General features: G+C 35.7%; 21 protein-coding genes. 16 read left to right on the top strand and 5 right to left on the bottom strand.

What is annotated here, in order from left to right:
* Positions 1-27: 27 nt before the first annotated feature.
* Positions 28-1,146: a response regulator gene (locus ACQKOG_RS09755; RefSeq protein WP_370080972.1), complete on the bottom strand. Its 1,119-nt coding sequence runs from the start codon at positions 1,144-1,146 to the stop codon at positions 28-30.
* A 611-nt stretch (positions 1,147-1,757) separates the two neighbouring features.
* Between ACQKOG_RS09755 and ACQKOG_RS09750 the strand changes: the two genes are divergently transcribed.
* The 3 genes from ACQKOG_RS09750 to ACQKOG_RS09740 all read left to right on the top strand — a co-directional run bounded on the left by ACQKOG_RS09750 (position 1,758) and on the right by ACQKOG_RS09740 (position 3,980).
* Positions 1,758-2,678 carry a helix-turn-helix transcriptional regulator gene (locus ACQKOG_RS09750; RefSeq protein WP_370080971.1) on the top strand — a complete coding sequence of 307 codons (921 nt, stop codon included), beginning with the start codon at positions 1,758-1,760 and terminating at the stop codon, positions 2,676-2,678.
* A gap of 70 nt (positions 2,679-2,748) precedes the next feature.
* Complete coding sequence (locus ACQKOG_RS09745; RefSeq protein ID WP_370080970.1) at positions 2,749-3,489, top strand: effector binding domain-containing protein; 741 nt, start codon at positions 2,749-2,751, stop codon at positions 3,487-3,489.
* Between the two features lie 212 nt (positions 3,490-3,701).
* Positions 3,702-3,980, top strand: a complete 279-nt coding sequence (locus ACQKOG_RS09740) for a hypothetical protein (protein ID WP_370080969.1) — start codon at positions 3,702-3,704, stop codon at positions 3,978-3,980.
* 322 nt (positions 3,981-4,302) lie between these two features.
* On the opposite strand, the gene ACQKOG_RS09735 is transcribed toward ACQKOG_RS09740, so the two are convergent.
* The 3 genes from ACQKOG_RS09735 to ACQKOG_RS09725 form a co-directional block, all read right to left on the bottom strand.
* Positions 4,303-5,631, bottom strand: a complete 1,329-nt coding sequence (locus tag ACQKOG_RS09735; RefSeq protein ID WP_370080968.1) for a hemolysin family protein — start codon at positions 5,629-5,631, stop codon at positions 4,303-4,305.
* A gap of 857 nt (positions 5,632-6,488) precedes the next feature.
* Complete coding sequence (locus ACQKOG_RS09730; RefSeq protein ID WP_370080966.1) at positions 6,489-6,905, bottom strand: hypothetical protein; 417 nt, start codon at positions 6,903-6,905, stop codon at positions 6,489-6,491.
* A gap of 255 nt (positions 6,906-7,160) precedes the next feature.
* Positions 7,161-7,364 carry a YheE family protein gene (locus ACQKOG_RS09725; protein WP_370080964.1) on the bottom strand — a complete coding sequence of 68 codons (204 nt, stop codon included), beginning with the start codon at positions 7,362-7,364 and terminating at the stop codon, positions 7,161-7,163.
* Between the two features lie 315 nt (positions 7,365-7,679).
* On the opposite strand from ACQKOG_RS09725, the gene ACQKOG_RS09720 reads away from it, so the two are divergent.
* From ACQKOG_RS09720 to ACQKOG_RS09695, 6 genes are all read left to right on the top strand, one after another.
* The gene (locus tag ACQKOG_RS09720) at positions 7,680-8,822 is read left to right on the top strand and encodes a DUF445 domain-containing protein (protein ID WP_370080962.1); all 1,143 of its coding nucleotides are present in this window, start codon (positions 7,680-7,682) and stop codon (positions 8,820-8,822) included.
* A 17-nt stretch (positions 8,823-8,839) separates the two neighbouring features.
* Positions 8,840-9,184 carry a YlbF family regulator gene (locus tag ACQKOG_RS09715; protein WP_370080960.1) on the top strand — a complete coding sequence of 115 codons (345 nt, stop codon included), beginning with the start codon at positions 8,840-8,842 and terminating at the stop codon, positions 9,182-9,184.
* Positions 9,185-9,462: 278 nt separating this feature from the next.
* A complete protein-coding gene (locus ACQKOG_RS09710) occupies positions 9,463-10,125 on the top strand; it encodes a ribonuclease H family protein (protein WP_427446196.1) in 663 nt (220 codons plus the stop codon).
* A 347-nt stretch (positions 10,126-10,472) separates the two neighbouring features.
* Positions 10,473-11,393 carry a stalk domain-containing protein gene (locus tag ACQKOG_RS09705; protein ID WP_427446194.1) on the top strand — a complete coding sequence of 307 codons (921 nt, stop codon included), beginning with the start codon at positions 10,473-10,475 and terminating at the stop codon, positions 11,391-11,393.
* Positions 11,394-11,554: 161 nt separating this feature from the next.
* Complete coding sequence (locus ACQKOG_RS09700; protein WP_370080954.1) at positions 11,555-12,595, top strand: LCP family protein; 1,041 nt, start codon at positions 11,555-11,557, stop codon at positions 12,593-12,595.
* Between the two features lie 150 nt (positions 12,596-12,745).
* Complete coding sequence (locus ACQKOG_RS09695) at positions 12,746-14,251, top strand: coproporphyrinogen III oxidase (RefSeq protein ID WP_402870915.1); 1,506 nt, start codon at positions 12,746-12,748, stop codon at positions 14,249-14,251.
* Positions 14,252-14,379: 128 nt separating this feature from the next.
* Here ACQKOG_RS09695 and ACQKOG_RS09690 read toward each other — a convergent pair whose 3' ends face one another.
* Positions 14,380-15,459 (bottom strand): CdaR family transcriptional regulator, encoded by a 1,080-nt coding sequence (locus ACQKOG_RS09690; protein WP_427446228.1) that lies wholly within the window; start codon positions 15,457-15,459, stop codon positions 14,380-14,382.
* A gap of 143 nt (positions 15,460-15,602) precedes the next feature.
* On the opposite strand from ACQKOG_RS09690, the gene ACQKOG_RS09685 reads away from it, so the two are divergent.
* The 7 genes from ACQKOG_RS09685 (at position 15,603) to ACQKOG_RS09655 (ending at position 24,932) form a co-directional block, all read left to right on the top strand.
* Positions 15,603-16,742, top strand: a complete 1,140-nt coding sequence (locus ACQKOG_RS09685) for a glycerate kinase (protein WP_370080951.1) — start codon at positions 15,603-15,605, stop codon at positions 16,740-16,742.
* Positions 16,743-18,089, top strand: coding sequence for a GntP family permease (locus ACQKOG_RS09680; protein ID WP_427446191.1), 1,347 nt, complete (start codon positions 16,743-16,745; stop codon positions 18,087-18,089).
* Positions 18,090-18,327: 238 nt separating this feature from the next.
* The gene (locus ACQKOG_RS09675; protein ID WP_427446189.1) at positions 18,328-19,527 is read left to right on the top strand and encodes an MBL fold metallo-hydrolase; all 1,200 of its coding nucleotides are present in this window, start codon (positions 18,328-18,330) and stop codon (positions 19,525-19,527) included.
* The gene (locus ACQKOG_RS09670) at positions 19,514-19,762 is read left to right on the top strand and encodes a DUF3006 domain-containing protein (protein ID WP_370080945.1); all 249 of its coding nucleotides are present in this window, start codon (positions 19,514-19,516) and stop codon (positions 19,760-19,762) included. Before ACQKOG_RS09675 ends, ACQKOG_RS09670 begins: the two co-directional genes overlap by 14 nt.
* A 298-nt stretch (positions 19,763-20,060) precedes the next feature.
* Positions 20,061-20,849 carry an HAD family hydrolase gene (locus ACQKOG_RS09665; RefSeq protein WP_370080943.1) on the top strand — a complete coding sequence of 263 codons (789 nt, stop codon included), beginning with the start codon at positions 20,061-20,063 and terminating at the stop codon, positions 20,847-20,849.
* A gap of 588 nt (positions 20,850-21,437) precedes the next feature.
* Complete coding sequence (locus tag ACQKOG_RS09660) at positions 21,438-23,222, top strand: XylR N-terminal domain-containing protein (RefSeq protein ID WP_427446186.1); 1,785 nt, start codon at positions 21,438-21,440, stop codon at positions 23,220-23,222.
* A 171-nt stretch (positions 23,223-23,393) separates the two neighbouring features.
* The gene (locus tag ACQKOG_RS09655) at positions 23,394-24,932 is read left to right on the top strand and encodes a 4-hydroxyphenylacetate 3-hydroxylase N-terminal domain-containing protein (protein ID WP_427446184.1); all 1,539 of its coding nucleotides are present in this window, start codon (positions 23,394-23,396) and stop codon (positions 24,930-24,932) included.
* Positions 24,933-24,942 lie beyond the last annotated feature (10 nt).

The following is a 24,942-nucleotide window of genomic DNA, read 5'->3' as shown; positions in this document are numbered from 1 at the left end:
TCGTTTTTTAATGAATAAATCCTTTATTTATTTTAGAACAAAGAAATTGTTAGAGATATCAATTAATGTAGAGCTTGGCGAAATCGATAGGTCATCTTTTAGCTTCTGTTCATAAGCGAGGAATACTTTGTATGCTTGTTCATGAAACCCCGCATTTATTAAAATGTGTAAATAGTGCTCAAGTTTTTGTTCATTATATGGATCAAACTCTAATAGTCTATTTAAAAAATTTAATGCCTTATCAATATCCGTTAGTAATGTTGCTTGAAAACCTTTTTCTAATAAATCTATGTATGATTTCGTCAGCTTATCTTTATATGCAGTGGCCCACTCATAATCATCATAAATGAGTAGTCCATTTTTATAAATTGAGAGACTTTGATTGATCAAAGAAATTGGTGGGAATTCTAACTTCGTGAAATCCTCATAATATCTATGAAAGTCATATAAATCACAAAGGATGTTCGGTTTTTCGAAGATATAGTATTTGTTTGAAAAAATAATACAGTTTGCATAACCTATATTATTTAAGGTTTTTCTTAAATAAGAAAGTGCGGTATGAAGATTCGATTTTGCTCGTACATAGTCTAAATCAGGCCATAGAATTTCAATTAAATAATCACGATGAATAGGAATGTTTGGATGTAATATGAAATATACAAATAACTCCTTTGTTTTCTCGGTTTTGAAGGCAACTAAGCTGTTGTTGCTATATGCGGCAAATTGATTAAAGCATTGTACGTTTAACATGGTTTTCGAAGCTTTTTTAATCATTTGCTGAATGGAATATTCATGCTCGATACGAGAAATAGTTTTTTCTAAGCGAGCATGACTAATTGGTTTAAGTACGTAGTCAAGACCCCCGATTTCATATGATTGTAAAGCAAATTCTTTATATGAAGTTATAAAAATAACACTAACATGTGGACGATCAGTTTTGATAATATCAGCTAATTCAAGCCCAGTCAGTTCATTCAGCTTTGCCTCTAAAAAAATTACGTCAAATTCTATTATTGGAAGCTCATTTAAAAATACTTCTACACTTGTAAAAGTTTGAATTACCTGTATTTGCTGAAATGCTTGTAGTTTACTTTGAAAATAGTGTAAAGCTAAAGGTTCATTGTCTATTAAAACGGCTCGAATCACGTCAAAATCTCCTTTTTACAATTAAATTGAAAACCATTAAACTCTAGTTTGTCGTCTTTGAAAATGCTTTTCGAATATAGGGTGGGCACTAAAAGTAAATTCCACATAAAATTAAAAATTTGACACCAAAATTTAGCTCTTTGTATTCCGTTTTCCATAAGTTAGTGTCGGATCTCCTCATACGCTATCTATTCGTACAGGATTTATTTGTTTAGCTTTTTCCCGATGCTGGCTCGTGCTCCGTGCTAAACCTTTTTACATAGAAATTAGGACTTCCACAAATAGTTACTATAAAGTTTTTCTACTTAATAGTTTTCAGTGTCCTTATATAGAGGATAGAAGTTTTATATGTTGTGATAAGAGAATTGAAATAATTAAGCGTTTATTGTTAAAAACAACGTAGTTATAGTAGAGATTATAAGTACCTAAGTTGTTTTTTCTTATATTGTAAAAATAGTATAATGAATGTAATAATTTGTTAGGCGCTATTATAGTACATTTGACTTAAATAAAACTCAAAAAGTACTTAAAAAATACTTAAAGTAGATAGGGAATTAGTAGGTAAAACGCAATTAGCATACAAATAGAATTTATCGTAAAGGAGTACAAATATGAAATTAGAGCGTCTTTTAACGATGATAATGATTTTAATAAATCGTAAAAAAGTGACAGCCCAGGAGCTTGCCGATTTATTTAATGTGTCAGTTCGTACTATTTATCGAGATATTGAAACATTGAGCTGTGCTGGGGTTCCTGTTATTAGCCAGCAGGGAGTTAATGGAGGGATTAGTTTAATTGAGGGCTATCGTGTGGATAAGCAAGTGTTAACGAAGGAAGAGCTTACGTCACTTTCTATTGCCATTAAAAGTGCATTAACAACGTACGAGGATTCGCATGCCGAAGCAGTACTTGAAAAATTAACAGGTGTTGCGGATGAGGAAGTAAAACAATCGATTGATCAACTGTTTATTGACCTTAGTCCTTGGGGGCCAAACGTTATTTTCAAGGAACAGATAACTTTATTAAAAAAGGCAATTGAACGTGAATATTGTATAAGCTTTACGTACTCTACTACACATGGCTGTATAACAAGAAGATTATTAGAGCCACACACTTTAGTACAAAAGGGAAAAGTTTGGTATGTTTATGGCTATTGCACATTGAGAGAAGATTTTCGCTTATTTAAAATTTCAAGAATGAAGGATATAAAAGAAGAGATGACGACATTTCAGCGCAAAGAAGTCAACTTGTCTGAACTCCCGTGGGATAAAGAGTGGCATCATCCTCAAAATATAGTAAACCTTACGTTATCTTTCGATTCTGCAATAACAACATTAGTAGAAGAATCATTTGGCGCTGAACATGTAGATAATGAGAGCTCAACTATTAACATTGCATTGCCTGAGGATGAATGGTTATATGGCTTTCTTCTAAGCTTTGGCCATCGCTTAAAAGTTTTAGAACCACCACATATAAGTGAGATTGTGCGAAAACGGGCGCAGGAAATTGTTGAGTTGTATAAAAAACACTAATTGATGACATACAGATGTCAGGTTTCCTTTGTTATAGTCATAACAAATAGAACGAAGGGTGGATTTAATGATGCAAAGTTATTGTCAAAGCTGTGGAATGCCATTAGTGGATGAAGCTTTACTTGGTACAGAAAAAGAAGGACACAAAAGTCAGGATTACTGCACATATTGTTATGAATTAGGAGAGTTTAAGCAGCCAAATCTAACAGTTGAAGAAATGATTGAAATTTGTGTGCCGCATTTAAAGGGAGATGGCATGGGGGAAGAAGAAGCACGCCAAATGTTGACTTCTTTTTTACCAAGCTTAAAGAGATGGAGAAAGCATGACATAAAAGAACCGGCTGTGAACAATAAAGAATCATTTCAAATTGTAGGAATTTCAGCACGAACAAGCAATGCGAATGAAATTACCTCACAAGCAAAAATCCCACAATTATGGACGAACTTTTATCAACAAGATGTAACGGGACAAATAGCTAATGCAGTAAATCAAGTAACATATGGCCTGTATTCCGACTACGAAACAGATGTTAATGGAGAGTATTCAATTACACTTGGAATGGAAGTAGTAGCTACCGACGAAATTCCTGAAGGTATGGTCGGAAAAACAGTGCCAGCTGCAAAATATTTAGTTTTTACTTCTGACAAAGGTCCATTTGAAGAAGTTGTCGTAAAAGCATGGCAGGATGTTTGGGCTTGGTTCGCAAACTCAGGTGTAGAGCGAACATACACAGGTGACTTTGAAATGTACGATGAACGATGTGCCAACCCACAAGAAGCACAGGTCGATATTTATATTGCAATCAAATAATTAAACAAATTAAGCTTCCTGTCTATGATTGATAGGAGGCTTATTTGTTGGGGATTTTTACATTTGAAATATTGTGAAAGCATACATTCCTATGATTATGTACTGTATAATAAAAAAAGAATATTCTGACGTTTGTTAGGTGAATAATACAACGGTAATTAATTCTCATGATGGTGACAAATCGTTTATTACTGTAAGGAAGGAGTAGTTGTTTGGCTAAGAAAAAAGTAGGGGACATTTTAAGTGTTTCATCGTTATTACCCGTCATAATAAGTGTTATTTTTTTCTATTTAAAAAGAGGACCCGATTTTGATATTTATTTTGGTATCACCTTGTTTAGCATTTTAGCAATCATCGGTATTATATTTGCAGTAGTCTCTTTGGTATGGTCTAAAAAACGTATTTTCGGTTGGATTGGTCTTTTCGCAAATATATTACTTTTGGTTTATGCTTTTCTATTGCAATTAGCAATGGGAATCGGTGAACCATAAACCTTAATGGTGTTGAAGTTCAAACTGCACTGCCGATCGCCACAAATGCTTTTAATAGCGATTGCACTGTGTCAGTTGCCTCCCATCGGGCATAATAAAACGACCCCCTTCTCATGTAAGGGAGTCGTTTTTTGCGTTTAGATTTAGTTTATTTCAGTAGAAGCTCTTGCCATTATAGGTTGTGAGCAAAATACTATTTTTATCGCCCGAATCAAACAAGCGCAATTTTTATATTACCAAGGCAAATACGATAAGGCAATTTATTTTCTTTCAGCGCTTGTCCAAACGCAATTATGCCGAGGCATAATAGATTTTTTGTCTGTTACTCATCGTTTTCATTTGATAAATCACGTTCAGGTAATTTCAGAACTTCTAAGTATAAAATATGGTGACCATCTAATTCTTTTGCGATAAATTCATAACCTTGTTCTTCAATACTGTCTCCTTCGACTGCATCAAAGCGCATTGTCATGAACCAACCACCGATTGTATCAATATCATCATCTTCTATGTCAGTACCTAGCATATCATTTACGTTTTCTACTAGCATCTTCGCATCTAAAATAAAGTGATCTTTTGCAATTTCCTGAACCTCTGGAATTTCATCTTCATCGAATTCATCTTGAATTTCGCCGACAATTTCCTCGATAATATCCTCAATCGTAACTAGACCAGATGTTCCGCCATATTCATCCATTAAAATGGCCATATGAATACGTTCACGCTGTATTTTTAGTAACAAGTCGTTAATTTGCGTTGTTTCCATTACGCGAATAATTGGCTGCATATAGTCAATCACTTGCTTATCGCCATTTGCTGGGTCTTTAATGTAAGCAGTTAATAAGTGTTTCATATTGACTAAGCCGATAATATGGTCTTTGTCACCATCGATAATTGGGTAACGGGTATATTGCTCAACGCCCATTAAATCGAAAACCTCTTTAATCGTTAGTTCTTTTTCTATACCAACGATTTCAGTACGTGGGACCATGATTTCTTTCGCAAGACGATCAGAGAACTCAAAAATACTGTTTACATATTCATATTCTGAAGTATTAATTTCTCCACCCTTTAAACTATCCGACAAAATCATACGTAACTCTTCTTCAGTATGGGCTACTTCTGATTCTGACATCATTTTCAAGCCGAAAAGGCCAGTTAAGCCACGCGCAGATCCGTTTAACAGCTTAATGATTGGATAAGTAACATTGTGGAATAAAATTAATGGGCCAGAAAGATTTAATGTTACAAATTCTGCTTTTTGGATGGCAAGTGTTTTCGGCGCCAATTCCCCTATTACAACATGCATAAACGTTACAATTGAAAATGCAAGTATAAATGAAAGGACAGTAGTAAAATTTTCACTCAAATTTAGAAATTCAAACACTGGATTCAAGATAATCTTAAATGTAGGTTCACCAAGCCAACCTAGACCTAAAGCAGTGATCGTAATACCTAATTGACATGCAGATAAGTATTCATCTAAATCTGAAATTACACGTTTTGCATTTTTTGCTTTTTTATTCCCTTCGGCAAGCAATTGATCAATTCGTGTGGATCTTACTTTAACGATTGCAAATTCGGTTGCAACGAAAAATCCTGTCATTATGATTAGTAGGGCAAATGCCGCCAACCTTATGGTTATTTCCATTATGTCTCCGTCCAAATAATTCCTTTGTCCCCGCCCGAATGAGGGAGGTAAACAAAGTGTACACCTCCTATGATATTAAAAAATTGTTGAATGACTTAATCATAAAATATTTATAGGCAAAACACAAATATTGACAACAATTTTTTTAACTTCTTTCAGCGGGTGACCAACATCATGTTGCTGTCGCTACGTTGCACTACGCTTTCGCACAAAAAACATCTGTTGCTGTCGCTACGTTGCACTACGCTTTCGCACAAAAAACATCTGTTGCTGTCGCTACGTTGCACTACGCTTTCGCACAAAAAACAAATCAATTATGCTGAAGCAAAATTGATTTGTTTTTCACACCGTAAATTGAAAAAATTAAATAAATTCAAACACCAAAAGATTGAAAATAGAAATTTGTTATGCTAACTTTAAATATAGCAAAGAAGATAGTTTGTTTAGAGAAAGAAGCATTTAATCTCATATAAAACGACACGTCAAAAATCTCAAGAGAACTATACTTGCGGATTTTTTTAAATGAATTATTTTTAATAGCAACAAAAAGGAGCTATCACATTCATATGGGGTGGCTCTTTTGTTATGTTGAAAATTAATATGGTCAAAGAAATCTATGTGGATGTTGTGGAAAGTCGCTTCGCTTTCGTAAAATATTTGTAGCTGAAGTTAAGTTTTATCATTATAAATTAGAGTGATATAAAGAGGTTGATTCGAGTGGAGACTGAACGCCCCCAGTCGGAGCGGAAATCACCCCCCTCTGAAGAACGATATTATGACTCTTTAATTTCAAAATAGTTTTTCATAAAAAAGGAGCCAGTTTCATTTATTGAGACGGCTCCTTCTGCTTTAATTATTTATTGTTGTTGAAAACGTAATTTTAAGCACGCTTTTTCCACATCGTGAAGCGTTTCTTTAAACGGTATTTCACCTGAGTAAAGTGCAATTGAAACAGGTGCTTTTTCTGTTATACCTTGCTGTGTAAAAATATAATTTTTGCCCTTATACGTTAAATATATATTTTTTACAGGCCTTTTTCCGAAAGGATTAGTAGATGAATTGAAAAATCCTTTTAATTGACTGCAGTATTCATTGTAGAAATCACTTTTAAAGCCAGAAAGAGCCTCAAATTTTTTACTATCAATAGCTTCAGCCTCATTCGCTAACTCGAAAATTTTAGCGGAAAATTCGGAAAAAACTTCTTTTACTTTTGTACGAATTAATGCTTTTGAATTATAACTGTTTAAGTCATCAGAAAGAGTGACTTTACTCATTTAAATAGCCTCCTGCATAAAAAACCTTTAATTCTTAATAACATAAATGTATAAGAAAAATAAGGGAATTTCAATATACTTAACCATTTTTAAGCTAATAGCAATGTTGAAATTAGTAAAAAATAGGTGTTTTTATGCAATTGAGAACAGGAAAATACTACTCGCATCTTCATTCAGCAGCTTTCTGTGCGACAGCAACAAATATTTTCTGTGCGAAAGCAAAGCGACAGCACAATTACGCCAAATCGAAATTGATCAGTCGTAAACATGGTACAACATAAGCTCATGAATCATTTTTTTTACATCCTCTTCGTTTGGAGGGATAGTTCCATTCCATTGTATAACGCCATCTTTTAAGTACTCCGCTGTATAACGTTCACGTTGATAAAAGAACGAAATAGACCACCCTGGAAGCTGAGAATTTTCAAATAAAGGCTTAAAGCTAAAATGCTGAATCATAACCAAACCCCATTTCTTATATATGTAGTTAATATTATTCAAGGATAGTGGTAATTTTGCAACTCCAAATCTCATTCCTATCGTAATGAGCTGAAAAAGGATTTTTTGTTGATATTTTGCTTATACTACTCGAATCGCGCATTAAAGCGAGTAGCTCGTAGCGGAAATTAGTATTTCAAAATTAATAAAGATGGATAAAAATAGTTAATCTAATAGAGGGTATTTCTTTCGTAGAAAATCATTGCTCTGCTATAATTAGTGCATTAGGCGACAAATTACGCCAATAGTGAATACAATTGAAATGAGAGGATACTAATGGATAATTTTATAGTGACATTAATATTTATGGCAGTTATCGGTGCTGCAATCGGTGGTATAACGAATCACCTAGCTATTAAAATGCTTTTCCGACCACATAATGCCATATATATTAAAAATTGGCGAGTGCCTTTTACACCAGGTCTTATTCCGAAACGACGTGACGAATTAGCAAAGCAACTTGGGCTAACGGTTGTGAATTATTTATTAACACCTGAAACTTTTAGAAAGAAGTTTTTCTCAAAGGATATTCAGGACAAGGTAGAACAGTTTGTACAAGCAAAGGTAGAAGAAACGATTTTTACAAATGATAAAACAATTCAGGATTGGCTATCATTAGCTGGATTTTCCAATATGCCAGCAACAATTGAACAGAAGGTAGAAGCAATTGTTGAGGGACAATTTGAATCAGTTAAGAATACACTATCAACGAAATCAATTCGTACACTATTATCAGCAGATATTCAAAATACAATTGATGCAAAGATTCCAGTAGCGGTTGATCATATTTTAGAAAAAGGTGAGGATTATTTTTTATCACCTGAAGGCGAACTGACAATTAAGGCGATGATTGATGACTTCTTATCGTCAAAAGGATCACTTGGTGGAATGATTAATATGTTTTTAGGTGATTCTTCGTCGCTCATGTCAAAGGTTCAGCGTGAGCTTATAAAATTTTTACAGAAACCAGGAACATCAGCATTATTAACGAAAATTTTTACTCAGGAATTAGAGAAATTAAAAGATCGCCCAGCAATGGATTTCTTACAGGATATTCATTTTGAACAAATATTATCGAAGTTGCAAACTTACGTAAAAGAACAATTAGCACTTGAAGAGCGCTTGAATTATCCGATTTCGCATTACTGGCCAGAAGGTAATTCATGGATGAAGGAAACTGTGATTCCACAAGCCATTGAAAAAGCTTTTGTAAAAGCTGAAGAGAAATTAGAAGATGTGTTGAAACGCTTAAATTTACAAGAAGTAGTACGTGAGCAGGTTGATTCTTTCCCTGTAGAGAAATTAGAGGAACTTGTACTAGGTATTTCAAAGCGTGAGTTTAAAATGATTACAGTACTTGGTGCAGTTCTTGGTGGATTGATTGGGATTGTGCAAGGGTTAATTGTTTACTTTATTTAAAAAGGAGAATTATGTTTATGATTAATATTTATAATGAAATTAATGCGTTAGAGGCAGCTTTACGTAAAACACCTGAATTTGAAGTGTTAAAAGAAGCAGTGACAGCTGTTAAGGAAGATGAAGAGGCAGTAAATTTATTCAAAAATTTCCGTAAGGTTCAAATTGACCTACAGAAAAAGCAGTTAACTGGCGAAGATATTTTGGAAGATGAACTTGTATACGCGCAAAAAGCAGCACAGCTTGCACAGCAAAATGCAAAAATTTCTGCAATGCTTGAGGCAGAAATGAAGCTAAGTAAGATCATTGAAGAGGTAAACCGCATTTTAATAAAACCTATTCAAGCATTGTATGAAGAATTTTAACAGCGAAGAAAAACATCAAAGCGGCGGAGATCAGCATCCAGGCGGCGGAAAAGCATCATTTAGCGGCGATGTTCAACGACCAAGCAGCATAACAACAAGTTCTAACGTCGCAAACGAGAGTTCTGAAAAAACAGATGCTATCGTCGATCTGATCAAAAAGCTTTCTTAGGCATAAAAATACTAATAGTTGCACATATAACAAGTAAGAAGAAAAACGTGTTTCCGCAAGCAGGAGCACGTTTTCAATTTATGGCTCAATATCTATTGGAGGTTTTATTATGCATGTAATCATTGAATGGACCTATAAAGCGAAAAAAGATGCGGAAACTGTTTTACGTTCAGAAGAAATGCCAGCAGCCCAAGCATTACTACTTGCGGAGGACATGGAGCGAACAGGGAGAGTAAAATCACTGCATTGTGTCGATCGACAGGATACAAACTGGTCTTTAAAGGAACTCAAGGCATATTTAAAGGAAATTGACACTGAGCCACACAATATTACAGTCTATTTTGATGGGGGCTTTGATCGTGCAACAAATCAATCAGGACTAGGCTGTGTGGTTTATTATGAGCAAAATGGCAAGCCATATCGATTGCGACAAAATTCTTTTTCGTCCGAGCTTAAATCCAACAATGAGGCAGAATACGCAGCGCTATATTTGGGATTAGTCGAGCTTGAGCTATTGAATGTTCACCATTTGCCCGTTTGCTTCACAGGTGATTCCCAAGTTGTTATCAATCAATTAAGCGGAGAATGGCCAGCACTTGAAAAGAATTTATCTAGCTGGGCAGATAAAATTGATGCAAAGCTAGAGAAGCTCAGTATCCAGCCAGAGTACAAGCTTATATCACGTAAAGAAAATTCTGAAGCCGATCGTCTTGCAACTCAAGCATTAAACGGTATCGATATTACAGGATTAAGGGAAATGGTAAAGGAGTAGGTATTAGATACTCCAAAAGAAAAGTGGCTAGGACAAAACTAGTCAAAACTTTAAAAAGTGCGAGAAATCAATTTTCGAAACATTGATTTCTCGCACTTTTCTTATGTGAAAATTCATGATCAAGGATCTTACCACTTCGCACAAAAAACAACTGTTGCTGCCGCTACGTTGCACTACGCTTTCGCACAAAAAACAACTGTTGCTGTCGCTACGTTGCATTCGTTATTGCTAATTATAATAGATATTTACCAATAAATGGCTTTCGTCACAAATTTTCCTGCTTTTAATGAAACTTTTACCATTCTAAAACTACTACTACTATGAACCTAATAATAAGGAGAGATTTTATGAACATGAAAAAATTTGCACCTGTAGCAATGACAGCATTATTATTTGGAAGTGTAGTAATGCCAGTCGCTTCGGCAAAAGATAATCCGACAAAGACGGAACAACAACTACCACAAATTCAAATTGATCCTGTTCACATTTTTAATACTACTTATGGAACAGTTGAAAAAGTCAATTCTAGTGAAAAAATTACATATTTCACAGTGAAAGATGGCGATCAAACGAACATTTTAGAGATAACAAAAGATACACTTGTTTTCGATAATACAGGTAAAAAAGTGGATCTTAAAGAAGGGGATAAAATAGTAGCTTATACATTTGCGAACAAGCCACAAAAATTAATTTATCCACCACAATTCAATCCCGAAGTTGTCATTATTGAAACTAAAGAAGCTGGATTTGTTGAAGTTGATTACTTCTTTGAAAACCTAACAAATACTTATGATATGTTAAAATTAAGCATTGGTGAAAACACGGAGCTTTTAAATACGAAGGGAGAGAAAGTTGCAGCTAAAGATTTAGTAGAGAAGAACTTAGTAGTTTTTTATACAGCTTCAACAAAAAGTATCCCCGCTCAAACAACCCCTTCTAAAGTAATTGTTCTTGATGACGAATCAGGAAATACAACAGAAAATACTATAGATGCAGAAATAGCAGAAATAATCGCGACAGATTATTATGAAGTTGATGGAACAAAGATGGTTCCGTTGCGTTTGATTGCCGAAAAGCTTGGTTATACAGTGGATTCAACAGGTAAAGGTGCAATTGTATCTAAAGGCAATTTATCTTACACAATTACTCGTGGAGAAAAAATGTTTGGTTATAACAAAGCATTACGCTCACTTAATGAAGCCCCTGCTTTGTTAGGAGGTAATAAAACATATGTACCAGTTGAATTTGTAGAGGAATACTTAAAATAATTTTAAAAAATCCCCATAAAGGTAGATTTACCTTTATGGGGATTTTTAGAATTTAATTTCCAAAAATATTCATTATAGGAAACTTGAAAGGACAAACAGCGTCTTAATTAACGGAGAGAATGACTTTACTTCAGGAATTCAAATAGAAGAGAGGATTTAATTTGGAAAGAAAAACAAGAAGCTCTAAAAAAGCGAAACCTAAAAATAAAGTTATAAAAATAACCTTCCTAGTAATTGTAATTTCACTATTAACCGTCACTAGTTACGGAGCTTATGCGTTTGTTAAATTTAAAAATGCCTATGATAGTTCAAAGGTTGATTTAAATAGAGCAGGAAATAAATCAGAACTTAGGGAAGAGGATGTTTCCTTTACGAAAGATCCAATCTCAATTCTATTATTAGGTGTTGAAAATTATTCAAGTAAGGAGAAGGATGGTCGAGCGGACACTCAAATGGTCATTACTTTGGATCCGGATAAATCTGAAATAAACTTAATTACAGTACCTCGGGATGCAAGAGTTAAAATAGAGAATGCTGGGGAATATACAGGTATACATAAAATCAATGCCGCTTATAATTACGGATCAATTACAGGCTATGGGGCAATTAAACTGCAATTAGAGACAGTTGAAAAATTCCTTAATATACCGATAGATAACTTTATTGCAGTAAACTTTGATGGCTTTAGAGATATTGTCGATGCTTTAGGTGGAGTTACAATAGATGTAAAAGAGGATTTCTGGGAAGATAATATTTACGATAGAAAACAAAGGATAGAATTTCATAAAGGAGAGGCACATTTAAATGGGGAAGAGGCACTTGCATTTGTAAGAATGAGATATAGACCTGTTAATGCTTCATACTCACGCGAAGAGAGACAAAGACAATTTTTGACTGAAACGATTAATCAAGCAAAATCGACGAATACAATATTCAAAATTGGTCAAATAGCAGATATTTTAGGAAAAAACGTAGAAACAGATTTAAACACTAATGAAATTTACGCACTCCAAAAGCAATATTTGAATTCCAAAAACATAACTACGAAAACGTTAGAAATAAAAGGAGAAGATCAGTATATCGGTAAAGTTTCTTATTTTATACCCGATATGGAAGGCTTGGAGAAAGTAAGTATGGAATTAAGAAAAATTCTTAAACTAAAAGAAGAAAAATTCAAAACAAATGCGGCTATAGATAATTAAAAGATAAGAATCCATTTTGATTAATTTTTTCAAAATGGATTTTTTGTATCATTAGACAGAATGTTCTGTTATTATTTCTGGCTTTGCTTAACGTTATAAAAATTTGTTAAACTATTGGTACTGTAATTTTGAGAGAAAAGAGCGAAGAAAATGAAAATTATTCACATAGATCAAAAATATCCTGAAGATTGGATTCGCGTATTAAATCATATTGCGAATTTATTTTTTGAGGATTCTAAGTTAAGAGTAGAGTCTGAAGGAACAGATATGACAGTGTCATTCGAATATAACGTAGGGGTTGATTTCTCAATATCTACAAAAGCCGTTTTAGAAGTAGAAAGTAAGCGTTATACGAATGATTACCGTATTCAATATGAAACTGAGGCTGAAGGACGTGAGCTAAATATTCGTATGAAGCGTGCTTTGTCTCACGTATTTTTAGATGTATTAGAGCAACATACTGGAATGCATCAGCAATGGGGAATTTTAACGGGTGTGCGTCCAACTAAGCTTTACCATAAATTCCGAAAAGCCGGGAAGAGTGAGGAAGAAATTGCAGATATTCTTATTCGTGATTTCCGTCTGTCAGAAGAAAAGGTAGCGCTACTAAAAGAAATAGTGGCTCGTCAGTTAGTGACGATTCCTGATATAGATGAAATCGGTAAAGAAATAAGCATTTATATAGGCATTCCTTTCTGCCCGACTAAATGTGCCTATTGCACGTTCCCAGCCTATGCGATTGGCAGCAATCGAAAACAAGGGCGTGTTGCTACATTTTTAGATGGGCTGCATATTGAATTACGTGAAATGGGGAAATGGCTGAAGGAAAATAATATGAAAATCACGTCCATTTATTGGGGTGGTGGTACACCGACATCTATTGAGGCCCATGAAATGGATGCATTGTATCAAACGATGCATGAGTCCTTCCCGCATTCTGAAACAATCCGTGAAGTAACTGTTGAAGCGGGCAGACCTGATACGATTACACCTGAAAAACTAGACGTGTTAAAAAAATGGGGCATTGACCGTATAAGTGTTAATCCACAATCGTATACAGATGAAACACTTAAAGCAATTGGTCGTCATCATACGGTACAGGAAACAATTGATAAGTTTTGGTTAGCACGTGAATCAGGCATGAATAACATTAATATGGATTTAATTATTGGTTTACCGAATGAAGGAATTGAAGAGTTCCAGCATTCATTAGATGAATCTGCAAAAATGCAGCCAGAATCGCTAACAGTTCACACATTATCATTTAAACGTGCATCGGAAATGACACGTAATAAGGATAAGTACAAGGTAGCAGACCGTGATACTGTTGCACAAATGATGCATATGGCACAAGTATGGACGAAGGAAAATGATTATGTACCATACTATTTATATCGTCAAAAAAACATTTTAGGTAATTTAGAAAATGTCGGCTACAGTAAAGCTGGTGAAGAAAGTATCTATAATATTGTCATAATGGAAGAAGTACAGACAATATTAGGGATTGGCTGCGGAGCATCCTCTAAATTTGTACATCCTGAAACAGGGAAGATTACGCAGTTCCACAATCCAAAAGATCCTGCTGCCTACATCATGACATTTGAAGAGGCAATTGGTAAAAAAATAGAGTTTTTAGACGAATTATATAAGGCATAAAAAATGATGGCAATCTGACGTGGTGTTCAGATTGCCTCTTTTATTCCGATAAATCGCGATAATGTTTCGATAAAGATAAAACCACAAAATGTTCCGATAAAATTAAAAAACATTCCGATAAAATCTCGTTATAATTTTCTTAAATCACACGCCATTTTTAATATAACAGCATCTTCAAAATATTGAGGATCGTAGCCTGTTAGCTCTCTAATTTTATTTAGTCTATAGGTGAGCGTATGGCGATGAATATTTAACTGTTGGGAGCAGAGCTTAAGCTGTAAATTACAATTAAAAAAAGCTTGTAATGTTTCAAGTTGCTTTGCATTCATGCTTTTGAGAACACGTTGATGGAATGCTCGAATCGCCTCCGAATCTTGATTTTTAAAAAGAGAGAATAACTCTATATCTTCAAAATAAGTGATTTCTTTATTAATCAAGGCAAACTTTAGTGCCGTTTTAGCACCATGATAGCTATGAGGTAACTGAGATAAATGTTGGACGGTTGGACCAACTCCGATTTGTAAGGAATGTAGTTTTTGTTGCTTTTTTCGCAATGCCTTCATTATTTGCTGCTGTGTATTGTCCTCACAACTTGTTAACAGAATATAGTATTCATGTAGCTGACTATAACCTGAAAGTATAGGCTGCTTATAAAATAGATCTTCTAGAAAGAAAGGGATGCTATTCTCTGTGTATAAGGGTTCATCTAAGCTTACTAGTAGGATTTGAAAAGGTGCTACTAGTGGAAATGGCAGCTTATGGATCCGTTCCTGTAATGCCGCATCTAGCTTGCTACCATGAACTAGTGCTTCAAATATGTAGTCATTATTTTTTCTATGCCATTCACTTTTTGATTCGATAATGGCTTGATGTGCCATGATTTCTGTCGTTAATTGGACAAGGTTGGCGATTTCTAGTATGTCCTCAGAATCCCCTGTAATCCCAATAACACCAATGACATCATCCTGATACATGATAGGCATATTAATGCCAGGCCTAGTGTTTGGATACTGGTCTATATTGTCCTCATTAATAATAAGCGTCTCCTTGTTTTTGGCAACATAGAGTGCGCCTTCATGAATATTCTCAACTCTCATTTTATCGCCAGAAGCTAAAATGACACCGGTTGGACTAATGACATTAATGTTGCGACGTAATCGTAACATTGTTTGATGTACGATATCTTCTGCTAATTTTTTCGTTAATATGTTTATACACCTCGCATAATAAACATCTGTTATATTACAGCTAATTTATACATTCATTATAATGTTTTCTGAATTTATTGTCATTATAATAAATGTAAGCGCTTAACTTAATTGTGTTACAGAAAGAACTATGGAGGTATAAAATGAAAGTCGTTATTAGTCCAGATTCCTATAAGGGCACTTTATCGGCCATCGAGGTGGCTAATGCAATGCAGGCAGGAATCATGGACGTTGATCAATCGATTGAAACAATTATTCTCCCCGTTGCAGACGGTGGAGAAGGTACACTAGTATCACTTATCGCCTCAACGGATGGTCGATATATTTCACAATATGTACTTGACCCATTGGGGAGAGAGATTGAAGCAAGATATGGTGTACTTGGTGATAATGAAACATGTGTAATTGAAATGGCTCAAGCATCCGGTATTATGCTGTTACAGGACAACGAAAAAAATCCTGAACTTGCATCAACATATGGAACGGGACAGCTTATAAAGGCTGCTCTTGATGCAGGATTTAGAAAGTTTATTATCGGAATTGGCGGCAGTGCTACAAATGATGCTGGTGTAGGTATGTTAAAGGCACTTGGACTCCAATTAAAAAAAGAAGACGGCACTTTAATTTCCGAGGGGGTGTCATCACTATTAGATTTAGCTTTAATTGATGCTAGTCAGCTAGATGCTCGATTGAATGAAACGCAATTTATTATTGCATGTGATGTAGACAATCCACTAATTGGAGATCGTGGGGCAACGGCTATTTTTGGACCTCAAAAAGGTGTGAAGGAGCATCAAATAGCTTATTTTGATAGCTGTCTAAAGCGGTTTGCAGATATTATTGAAAAACAGTTTTGCATTCGACTACATGACTTCAAAGGGGCGGGTGCGGCAGGGGGAATGGGAGGTGCATTAGTAGCCTTTTTAAACGGTAGTTTTCATGCGGGTATTGATATTGTAATTGATGCAGTGCAGCTAAAAAAACATTTAGAAGGTGCTGGGTTTGTTATTACAGGTGAAGGCAAATCAGATTGTCAAACATTGCATGGAAAGGCGCCTTTAGGGGTAGCGAAGGTAGCAAAATTAGCAAATGCACAGGCTATTTTGTTGTCAGGGGCTATTGATGAAATTGATAAACCTGCGCTACTAAACTACTTTAATGTTGTTGAGTCATTAGTAGATGAGAAGATTAGTGTTCAGCAGGCAATGCAAAAGCCTTATGAATTTATTCGTCTAAAAACAAAAAGGATATTTGAGTATTACGTACAAATGGGGGATGAGTAAATGTTGTTCATCATTATTTTAATAGGGGTATTGTTTGTTGTATTTGGAACAGCAAAGTTAAAGCTTCATCCATTTTTGGCATTATTAATAAGCGCATTCTTTGTTGGAATTGTTTCGGGTATGCCTTTATTAACAGTGGTTGAAAGCATTAACACCGGCTTTGGTGGGTTAATGACAAGCATCGGTTTAGTTATTATAGCAGGTACAATAATTGGTTTAATATTAGAAAAATCAGGGGCCGCTTATCGAATGGCAGAAGTGGTATTACGAGTTGTTGGTCCAAAGCGTCCTCAATTAGCAATGTCATTAATCGGTTATATCGTCTCTATCCCAGTCTTTTGTGATTCAGGCTTTATTATTTTATCGAGCTTACAGAAATCTTTAGCTAAGCGTGCTAATGTAACAATTGCCTCGATGGCTGTAGCTTTAGCGACAGGGCTTTTCGCTACTCATGTATTAGTACCGCCAACACCAGGGCCAATTGCAGCAGCTGGAAATATCGGTGCATCAGATTATTTAGGAACAGTTATTGTTATCGGGTTGATAGTAGCGATTCCAGCAACATTTGTAGGGTATTTATGGTCGGTGAAAGTAGCGACAAAAATTCGCGTACCAGAAGATGAAGTAGAAGCATTAGATTATGAGGAAGTCATAAAATCTTTTGGTAAAATGCCATCAACGTTTAAAGCATTTTTACCTATTGTACTACCTATCGTATTAATTGGTATTGGTTCGATTGCTGCATTAGTTGGTGATCCAGAATCAACATTAAATGCGATTTTCAGATTTCTAGGATCTCCAACAGTTGCTTTATTTTTAGGTGTCTTAGCAGCATCTTTGTTATTACCAGAAATTAGTGAAAATACGTTAACTGGTTGGATTGGTGAAAGTTTAAAAGAAGCAGCTCCTATTTTATTAATTACTGGAGCAGGTGGTTCATTTGGTACAGTAATAAAAAATGCTGGTGTTGGTGAAATGCTGCAAGAAATGGATTTAGGCATGTTTGCTTCAGGAAGCCTATTCCTCATTGTGCCATTTATCGTAGCAGCAGCATTGAAAACAGCTCAGGGGTCTTCAACGACAGCACTTGTTATTACATCTACACTTGTAGCACCAATGCTAGCCACACTTGGAATTGGAGGAGCGATACCGTTAGCATTAGTAGTCATGGCGATAGGTGTTGGGGCAATGACAGTTAGCCATGTCAATGATAGTTTCTTCTGGGTGATTACACAGTATAGCGGAATGGAAGTGACACAAGCATACAAAGCGCAAACAGTTGCAACCTTACTACAAGGGCTAGTCACTATTGTCGTAACAATGATCTTATGGTGGATTTTAGTTTAACTTCTTTCAGCAATTTTTTATATAACGAAAGCAAAAGCGACAGATATAGAAATCTCCCATCTCTTTAGGTGGTGAGATGAATCAGATTTTAAATTAATTTTCAGCGGGTATCTCAATGTGCAAGTACAAAACCGAATCTGAACGCAATTGTGCCGAGGCATAATTGATTAGACATAGAGAGCAGCCCATGGGTAGCTCTCTTTTTTGTATAATAGAAAAATAGAAAGGAAGTTAGTAAATGAAAAAATTAATAGTAGTGCTCCTTTGTATTTTTTTATTAGCAGGCTGTACGGAGACATTAAATACGGAGAAAGTATCCGTCACTGCAGGACATGAAATGCGTGTACATTTTATTGATGTAGGACAAGGAGATTCGATTTTTATTGAATCACCAATCGGCAAGACAATGCTTGTTGATGGGGGCGTTAAAGGTGCTGGTCAAAAGGTTGTTTCTTATTTGAAGGAGCTTGGCGTGAACAAGCTCGATATAGTGGTCGCTACCCATCCTGATGCAGACCATATTGGTGGTTTAATTCCTGTGTTAAATTCGATAGATATCGGACAATTTTATGATTCAGGGAAGGTACATACATCTCAAACCTTTGAAGAGATGCTGACACTTATTGATACGAAGAATATTCCTTATAATGTTCCAAAAACAGGTGATAGTATAGCGTTTGATGATGATATTAATGTGAAGGTGTTAAACGCCAATGAAAATGCAACAGATAATAATGATGCTTCCATTGTCTTAAAGCTTGCTTATGGTAATGTATCATTTTTATTAACAGCCGACGCGGGAGTAGCGTTAGAAAAAGAGATGATGCAGGACGATGTGAAAGCAACGATCTTAAAGGCAGGTCATCATGGCTCTAACACGAGTAGCTCTGCGGAGTTCATTCAGAAAGTACATCCTGAAGTGACAATTTTAAGCTATGGAGAGGGCAATAAGTACGGTCATCCTCATGCTGAAGTAGTTGAGCGATTACAAGCAATTGGCAGTGAAATTTACTCTACTGCAGAAGCGGGAACTGTTATCGTATCAACAGATGGGGTAGACTATGACGTGAATTCGAAGGAATGGTCTCCACCAAGTGTCTCAACACCACAAACAAGTGCCTCAGCACCAGCAACAACTAGTACAAGTGTTGAGATTGTTAGTAAGGACTTAATAGAAGAAGTTGTAGGCATTAAAAATAATGGTAAAGAAGCAGTGTCCTTAAAAGATTGGCAGCTTATATCGATTGAAGGGAATCAAGTTTTTAACTTTCCCAATGTGACATTGCAGCCAGGGAAAACGATTTATGTCACAAGTGGCTCAAATGCACGAGACGGTCAAAACTATTTAAAATGGACAAAGAAACAGATTTGGCTGAATGATGGGGATGCTGCGCAATTACGTAATGCGAAAGGGGATATCGTTAGTGAACTCGACTAAATACACCTTAGACCGTATTGAAGATGGATATGCAGTTTTTTTGAAGTACCCAGAGGAAGAGGAACAGTTAATCATTTTACAGTCTGCCATGAATAAACCAGTACAGGTTGGTGATCGCGTGCTAATTGAAGAAATTGATGGCATCTATCAAATTGAAATTTTAAAAGAAGAAACTGAGCAGAAAAGGGCCGAAATACAAAGCTTAATGGATAGATTACGTAAGAAAAATCAATAGTTATAGAATGAAGAATAGGCTAGGATTAGGCTAATCAATAAAAGTGGCGGATGGCATTTGTTAAAATGGATACCATGTAATATGTTGATTGGAGTGGAGGCTGGGCGACTCCTTGGGGCTCATCGGACGCCCCCAGGAAGCTCTGCTCTGCGCGAAAGCGAAGCGACAGCAACAAAGTGCCCAGCCGCAACGGAAATCAACCGTACGTTATGGGATGAGAAAAGCCTAAAACGCTATGCTAAATATTTTGAATATATGCTAAAATAATTATACTAATAGGAAGCTAGGAGCTGACACAATGTCAATTAACACAATTATTTTTGATTTAGACGATACGCTATTATGGGATAAAAAATCCGTCAAAACAGCATTTGAGAAAACGTGTGAATATGCAGCAACTATACATAATGTAAATCCAGCTGAGCTAGAGGAATCTGTGCGTAAAGAAGCACGTGTACTTTACGAAGGCTATGAAACATATGATTATACGGTGTTAATCGGCATTAACCCATTCGAAGGACTTTGGGGAACATTTGATGATCCAACAGATTCTTTCCAAAAAATGAAAAATATCGTACCAGGCTATCGTACAGAAGCATGGACAAAAGGTTTAGCAGCTCTTGGCATTGATGATGCACAACTAGGGGCGGAGCTAGGGGAGCGCTTTGTCGCAGAGCGAAAAGTATCACCATTCTTATATGAAGATACTTTTGATGTGCTAGATAAGCTGAAAGGAAAGTATCAACTCGTATTACTGACAAATGGAGCACCAAGTTTACAAAATTTAAAGCTAGAAATAACACCAGAAATCGCGCCATATTTTGACCATATTATCATCTCTGGAGACTTTGGTAAAGGGAAACCAGATGCCTCTATTTTCGAACATGTAATGGAGAAAGCAGGTATTACTGCAGATGATGCAATCATGGTTGGAGATAACTTAAATACTGATATTTTAGGCTCATCCCGTGTTGGTATGCGCAACGTTTGGATAAATCGTGAAAATAATGTACCGAATGGCGTTGTCACTCCAACATATGAGGTTGATTCTTTAACTGCATTATTAGAACTTGTAAATAAGCTATAAGCAAAAGGATATATATAAATTAAGGCGTATCAATAAACAAGGGTTGATTTTCACTTCGAGTTGGCGCTTTCCGCGGGCTTGGCTTCAATCTCCTCGTCACTACGTTCCTGCGGGGCTTTCAGCTCAAGCTCATCCCGCAGGAGTCGCCACTCTCCGTGAAAAATCAACGGTTCCTCATCATTAGTGTGAGAAGACAAGCTGAACAAAATAGTATAATAGCTATGATTAAAATACTACGCAAGACAGGCTTCACTGCATAGACTTCTGGAGTAAAATAATGCTAAACGGTGTCTTTCAATTAATTTTCTCTACAGTTTTATACCAACAAAATAGTGTTTGTCTACAGTCTGAAATGTACTGATTCATCAAAGGATCAGTACATTTTTTTTATTTTATCGAAGAAAAATGTCGAAACATTTTGTTGTTACAATTAAGTGAATTATCAGAAAAAATATTTTATACTATTATTGCAAATAAAAGTAAAAAGTAAATACTTTCAATCTAGTGATTTCGATTTGGAGAAAATGTACAAGCCTTGTTGTTGTAAGAAAAAATATATAAGACTTCATGATTATAGGGGTGTATATGATGAAAGCAAATCGTTTAGTGTTTGAAAATTCAATTGATATTAATCCACGTTCAGGCATCATCAAGTTCAATGGGAATCGAATGATCTTAAAATCGGCTGAGGCACTTGGTTTTTTTAGGCGTGATATTATTCAAACGTTGAATATGGAGCGAGCAAAAGGCTTTTTATTACGCTATGGTTGGGCATGTGGTTATAGTGCTGGTGGCTCTATTGAGAAGATGTACAATTGGAAAGAGTTAAAAGAGTTGATAAGAGCTGGAGCGGCGATTCATACATTAGAGGGCGTTGTTAGTGTAGAAATTGATGTGTTGGAAATAAGTGACGATAAATTTGAAATGGAAGGTAAGTGGTTTCATTCTTACGAGGCGGAGGAGCATGTCCGCCATTTTGGTTTTAGTGACGAAAGTGTATGTTGGACATTAATCGGCTATGTAGCAGGTTTTTTAGCAAAAACCTATCCAAAGGAGATTGTCGTATTTGAAGAAAATTGTCGTGGTAAATGCGATGACTATTGTAAATTTGTTGTTCGAACAAAGGAGCATGCCACAGCTGAGCAACTAGATATATTACGATATTTTCAAGAAACGTCCTTAGCTGACGAGTTAGATGCTACGTACAATGAGTTAAAAACGTTGAATAATTCGATCCTACATTCTGACACCATCCATAAGCAAATGACACATGCCATGCTTGAAGGCTATACGTTGAATCAACTGTTACATCTTTTAAGTGATGCTTTGCAATGTAGTGTAACGATAGAACGTAGATATTTAATGAAGCCAATTGGCTATTATTTTATGCATAAGGATGATGAGCAACTTTATATAGAAGGAAGTCGTAAGAAAAAAGAGTTTCGACATGAATATGGGATTATGACCATGAAAAAACAATTGGGGACTTTAGTGATACTTAGTCATAATGATCTAACGCGCGAGCAGGAAATGATTATTGAACGCGCTGTGACGGTCTTCTCAATATATTTATATACACAGATGCAAATTGCTCAATCACAGTGGCAACGAAAATCTGATTTTTTAGATGAAGTCATGAGTAATCAATCTTCCCCGGAGGAACTCATTAAAAAGGCACGTAGTATTTTCTACTTTGATCCGAGTAAAAACAATCGTGTAATTGTCATAACAACTGAGCATGAGGACCCGGAAATATTGCTCAGCTTTTTAATGACAGAGTATTTAAATGTGGAGTGCTTTATTAAAAATCAAGAGGTCCTACTTATTCTAGAGGATTGTGAGAAAAATATCGAATATATGTCGGACTTTGTTAGCGTATTAACGAAACGATTAAAAGAGCGCTTCAAACAATCTAAATTTCAAATTGGTGTTGGGAAAAATTCTGAGAAGTTAGAGGAAATTGGCAATAGTCACAACGAGGCAAGACTGATTTGTCAATTTTTACGATATGCAGCACCTAGACAGACACAATCTGCTATTTACGAAAACTTTCAGCATATTATGCTATTTTTAAAGACGACAAACCCAAGTGAGCTTTTACAGTTTTACGAAGAGGTACTTGGTCATCTATTAAGTTATGATGAGCAAAATAATGCAACACTTGTTCATACGTTAGAGGTTTTCTTAAACAACAGTGGGAATGTTAATAAAACAGCGAAGGCTTTGAATTTATCTATTCCTGGTTTTCGTTATCGAATGGATAAAATCGAGTCTTTATTACAAGAAGATTTGCGGACAGGAGATGTACGTTTCCGATGCCAGTTAGCTTTGAAAATCTATTATGTAATTAAAGCGTTAGAAAATGAAAAGTAAGAGAAGTCAGCGAATTTGCTGGCTTTTTTTTATTTTTCACAGATATCTCTTTCAAATTTTAAAGAAAAGGAACGGAATACTATACTTTTTATAAATTATCTAAAAATTCAAAAAGCATTACATTTAAATAGACATGTCAAACAAGAAAAAATAATTGTAGGAGGGAAGGGAATGGTTGTAAAGCAAGGTACGAAGCCTTTGACAGGGCAGGAATATTTAGAGAGTTTAAAGGATAGTCGGGAAATTTGGTTACATGGTGAACGTGTAAAGGATGTCACGACCCACCCAGCTTTTCGAAATTCAGCACGATCAATTTCACGTCTATATGATGCCATGCATGACCCAAAATACAAAGATATTTTAACTTGTGAAACGGATACGGGTAGTGGTGGTTATACCCATAGTTATTTCCGAGCAGCACGTAGCGCGGATGATTTAATTAAAGGACGAGATGCAATTGTTGCTTGGGCTCGCCTTACATATGGGCAGATGGGGCGAACACCAGACTACAAAGCTTCATTCCTTGCAACACTTGGCGGAAACCCTGAATATTATTCACCTTACCAAGAAAATGCAAAGCGTTGGTACAAAGAATCACAAGAACGTAATTGGTTTTTCAATCATGCAATTGTGAATCCACCTGTTGATCGACATAAAGATGTCCATGAAGTAGGGGATGTTTTTATCCAAGTGGAACGTGAAACGGACGAGGGCTTGATTATTAGTGGTTCAAAGATGGTGGCTACAGGTTCAGCTATTACTAATTACAATTTTGTTGGTACGTATGGATTACCGATTAAAGATAAAAAATTTGCAGTTGTCTTTATTGCACCAATGGATGCACCCGGTGTGAAGCTTATTAGTCGTGCTTCGTATGAAATGACGTCTGCAGTTATGGGGAGCCCATTTGATTACCCTCTAAGTAGCCGTTTCGATGAAAATGATGCGGTACTTGTATTCGAGCAAGCACTTATCCCATGGGAAAATATTTTAATTTATGAAGATATGCAAAAGACAACTTCATTCTTTGTAGAAAGCGGTTTCATTAATCGCTTTACTTTCCAAGGTGTCACACGCTTAGCTGTGAAATTAGATTTTATTATTGGCGTATTATTGAAGGCATTAAAGACAGCGGGCACTGATCAATTCCGTGGTGTACAGGTGCATATTGGTGAAATTATAGCTTGGCGTCATATGTTCTGGTCATTAAGCGATGCGATGGCACTGAATCCTGAGAAAAAAGAAAACGGCATCGTAATTCCGAATTTAAATGGTGGATTAGCATATCGCGTATTTTTACAGGAAGGTTGGCCAAAGATTAAAGGCATCATTCAACAGATTGTAGCGGGGAATTTAATTGTCCAACCATCTAGTGCAAGAGATTTTTTAAACGAGGAATTCCGTCCGACATTAGATAAGCTTTACCGTGGTTCAAATGGTATTGAAGCCCTTGAAAAAATTAAAACAATTAAGCTTCTTTGGGATGCGATTGGTACTGAATATGGTGGCCGCAGTGAATTATACGAACGTAATTATGCTGGAAACCATGAAGATATTCGATTACAAACATTGTTCGGAGCGCAAGGTAGCGGTAAAACTGATGAGTTTATCGCGTTTGCTGAGCAATGTATGGCAGATTACGATTTAACGGGGTGGACAGACCCTACGTGGGTTAATCCAGATGATGTGAATTATTTTACAAATAAATAATGAAAACAAT

Origin of the sequence: Lysinibacillus sp. NPDC093216, assembly GCF_050280325.1 — a bacterium.
Lineage (GTDB): Bacteria > Bacillota > Bacilli > Bacillales_A > Planococcaceae > Lysinibacillus.
This window is presented reverse-complemented; position numbering and strand designations above follow the sequence as displayed.

Bases quoted from the DNA above. Each gene is read 5' to 3' on its own strand.
- ACQKOG_RS09680 (WP_427446191.1), top strand. From the start codon at position 16,743: ATGTTGTTCATCATTATTTTAATAGGGGTATTGTTTGTTGTATTTGGA.
- ACQKOG_RS09655 (WP_427446184.1), top strand. From the start codon at position 23,394: ATGGTTGTAAAGCAAGGTACGAAGCCTTTGACAGGGCAGGAATATTTA.
- ACQKOG_RS09745 (WP_370080970.1), top strand. From the start codon at position 2,749: ATGCAAAGTTATTGTCAAAGCTGTGGAATGCCATTAGTGGATGAAGCT.
- ACQKOG_RS09705 (WP_427446194.1), top strand. From the start codon at position 10,473: ATGAACATGAAAAAATTTGCACCTGTAGCAATGACAGCATTATTATTT.
- ACQKOG_RS09695 (WP_402870915.1), top strand. From the start codon at position 12,746: ATGAAAATTATTCACATAGATCAAAAATATCCTGAAGATTGGATTCGC.
- ACQKOG_RS09675 (WP_427446189.1), top strand. From the start codon at position 18,328: ATGAAAAAATTAATAGTAGTGCTCCTTTGTATTTTTTTATTAGCAGGC.
- ACQKOG_RS09725 (WP_370080964.1), bottom strand. From the start codon at position 7,364: ATGATTCAGCATTTTAGCTTTAAGCCTTTATTTGAAAATTCTCAGCTT.
- ACQKOG_RS09735 (WP_370080968.1), bottom strand. From the start codon at position 5,631: ATGGAAATAACCATAAGGTTGGCGGCATTTGCCCTACTAATCATAATG.
- ACQKOG_RS09730 (WP_370080966.1), bottom strand. From the start codon at position 6,905: ATGAGTAAAGTCACTCTTTCTGATGACTTAAACAGTTATAATTCAAAA.
- ACQKOG_RS09720 (WP_370080962.1), top strand. From the start codon at position 7,680: ATGGATAATTTTATAGTGACATTAATATTTATGGCAGTTATCGGTGCT.
- ACQKOG_RS09660 (WP_427446186.1), top strand. From the start codon at position 21,438: ATGAAAGCAAATCGTTTAGTGTTTGAAAATTCAATTGATATTAATCCA.
- ACQKOG_RS09710 (WP_427446196.1), top strand. From the start codon at position 9,463: ATGCATGTAATCATTGAATGGACCTATAAAGCGAAAAAAGATGCGGAA.
- ACQKOG_RS09685 (WP_370080951.1), top strand. From the start codon at position 15,603: ATGAAAGTCGTTATTAGTCCAGATTCCTATAAGGGCACTTTATCGGCC.
- ACQKOG_RS09750 (WP_370080971.1), top strand. From the start codon at position 1,758: ATGAAATTAGAGCGTCTTTTAACGATGATAATGATTTTAATAAATCGT.
- ACQKOG_RS09665 (WP_370080943.1), top strand. From the start codon at position 20,061: ATGTCAATTAACACAATTATTTTTGATTTAGACGATACGCTATTATGG.
- ACQKOG_RS09715 (WP_370080960.1), top strand. From the start codon at position 8,840: ATGATTAATATTTATAATGAAATTAATGCGTTAGAGGCAGCTTTACGT.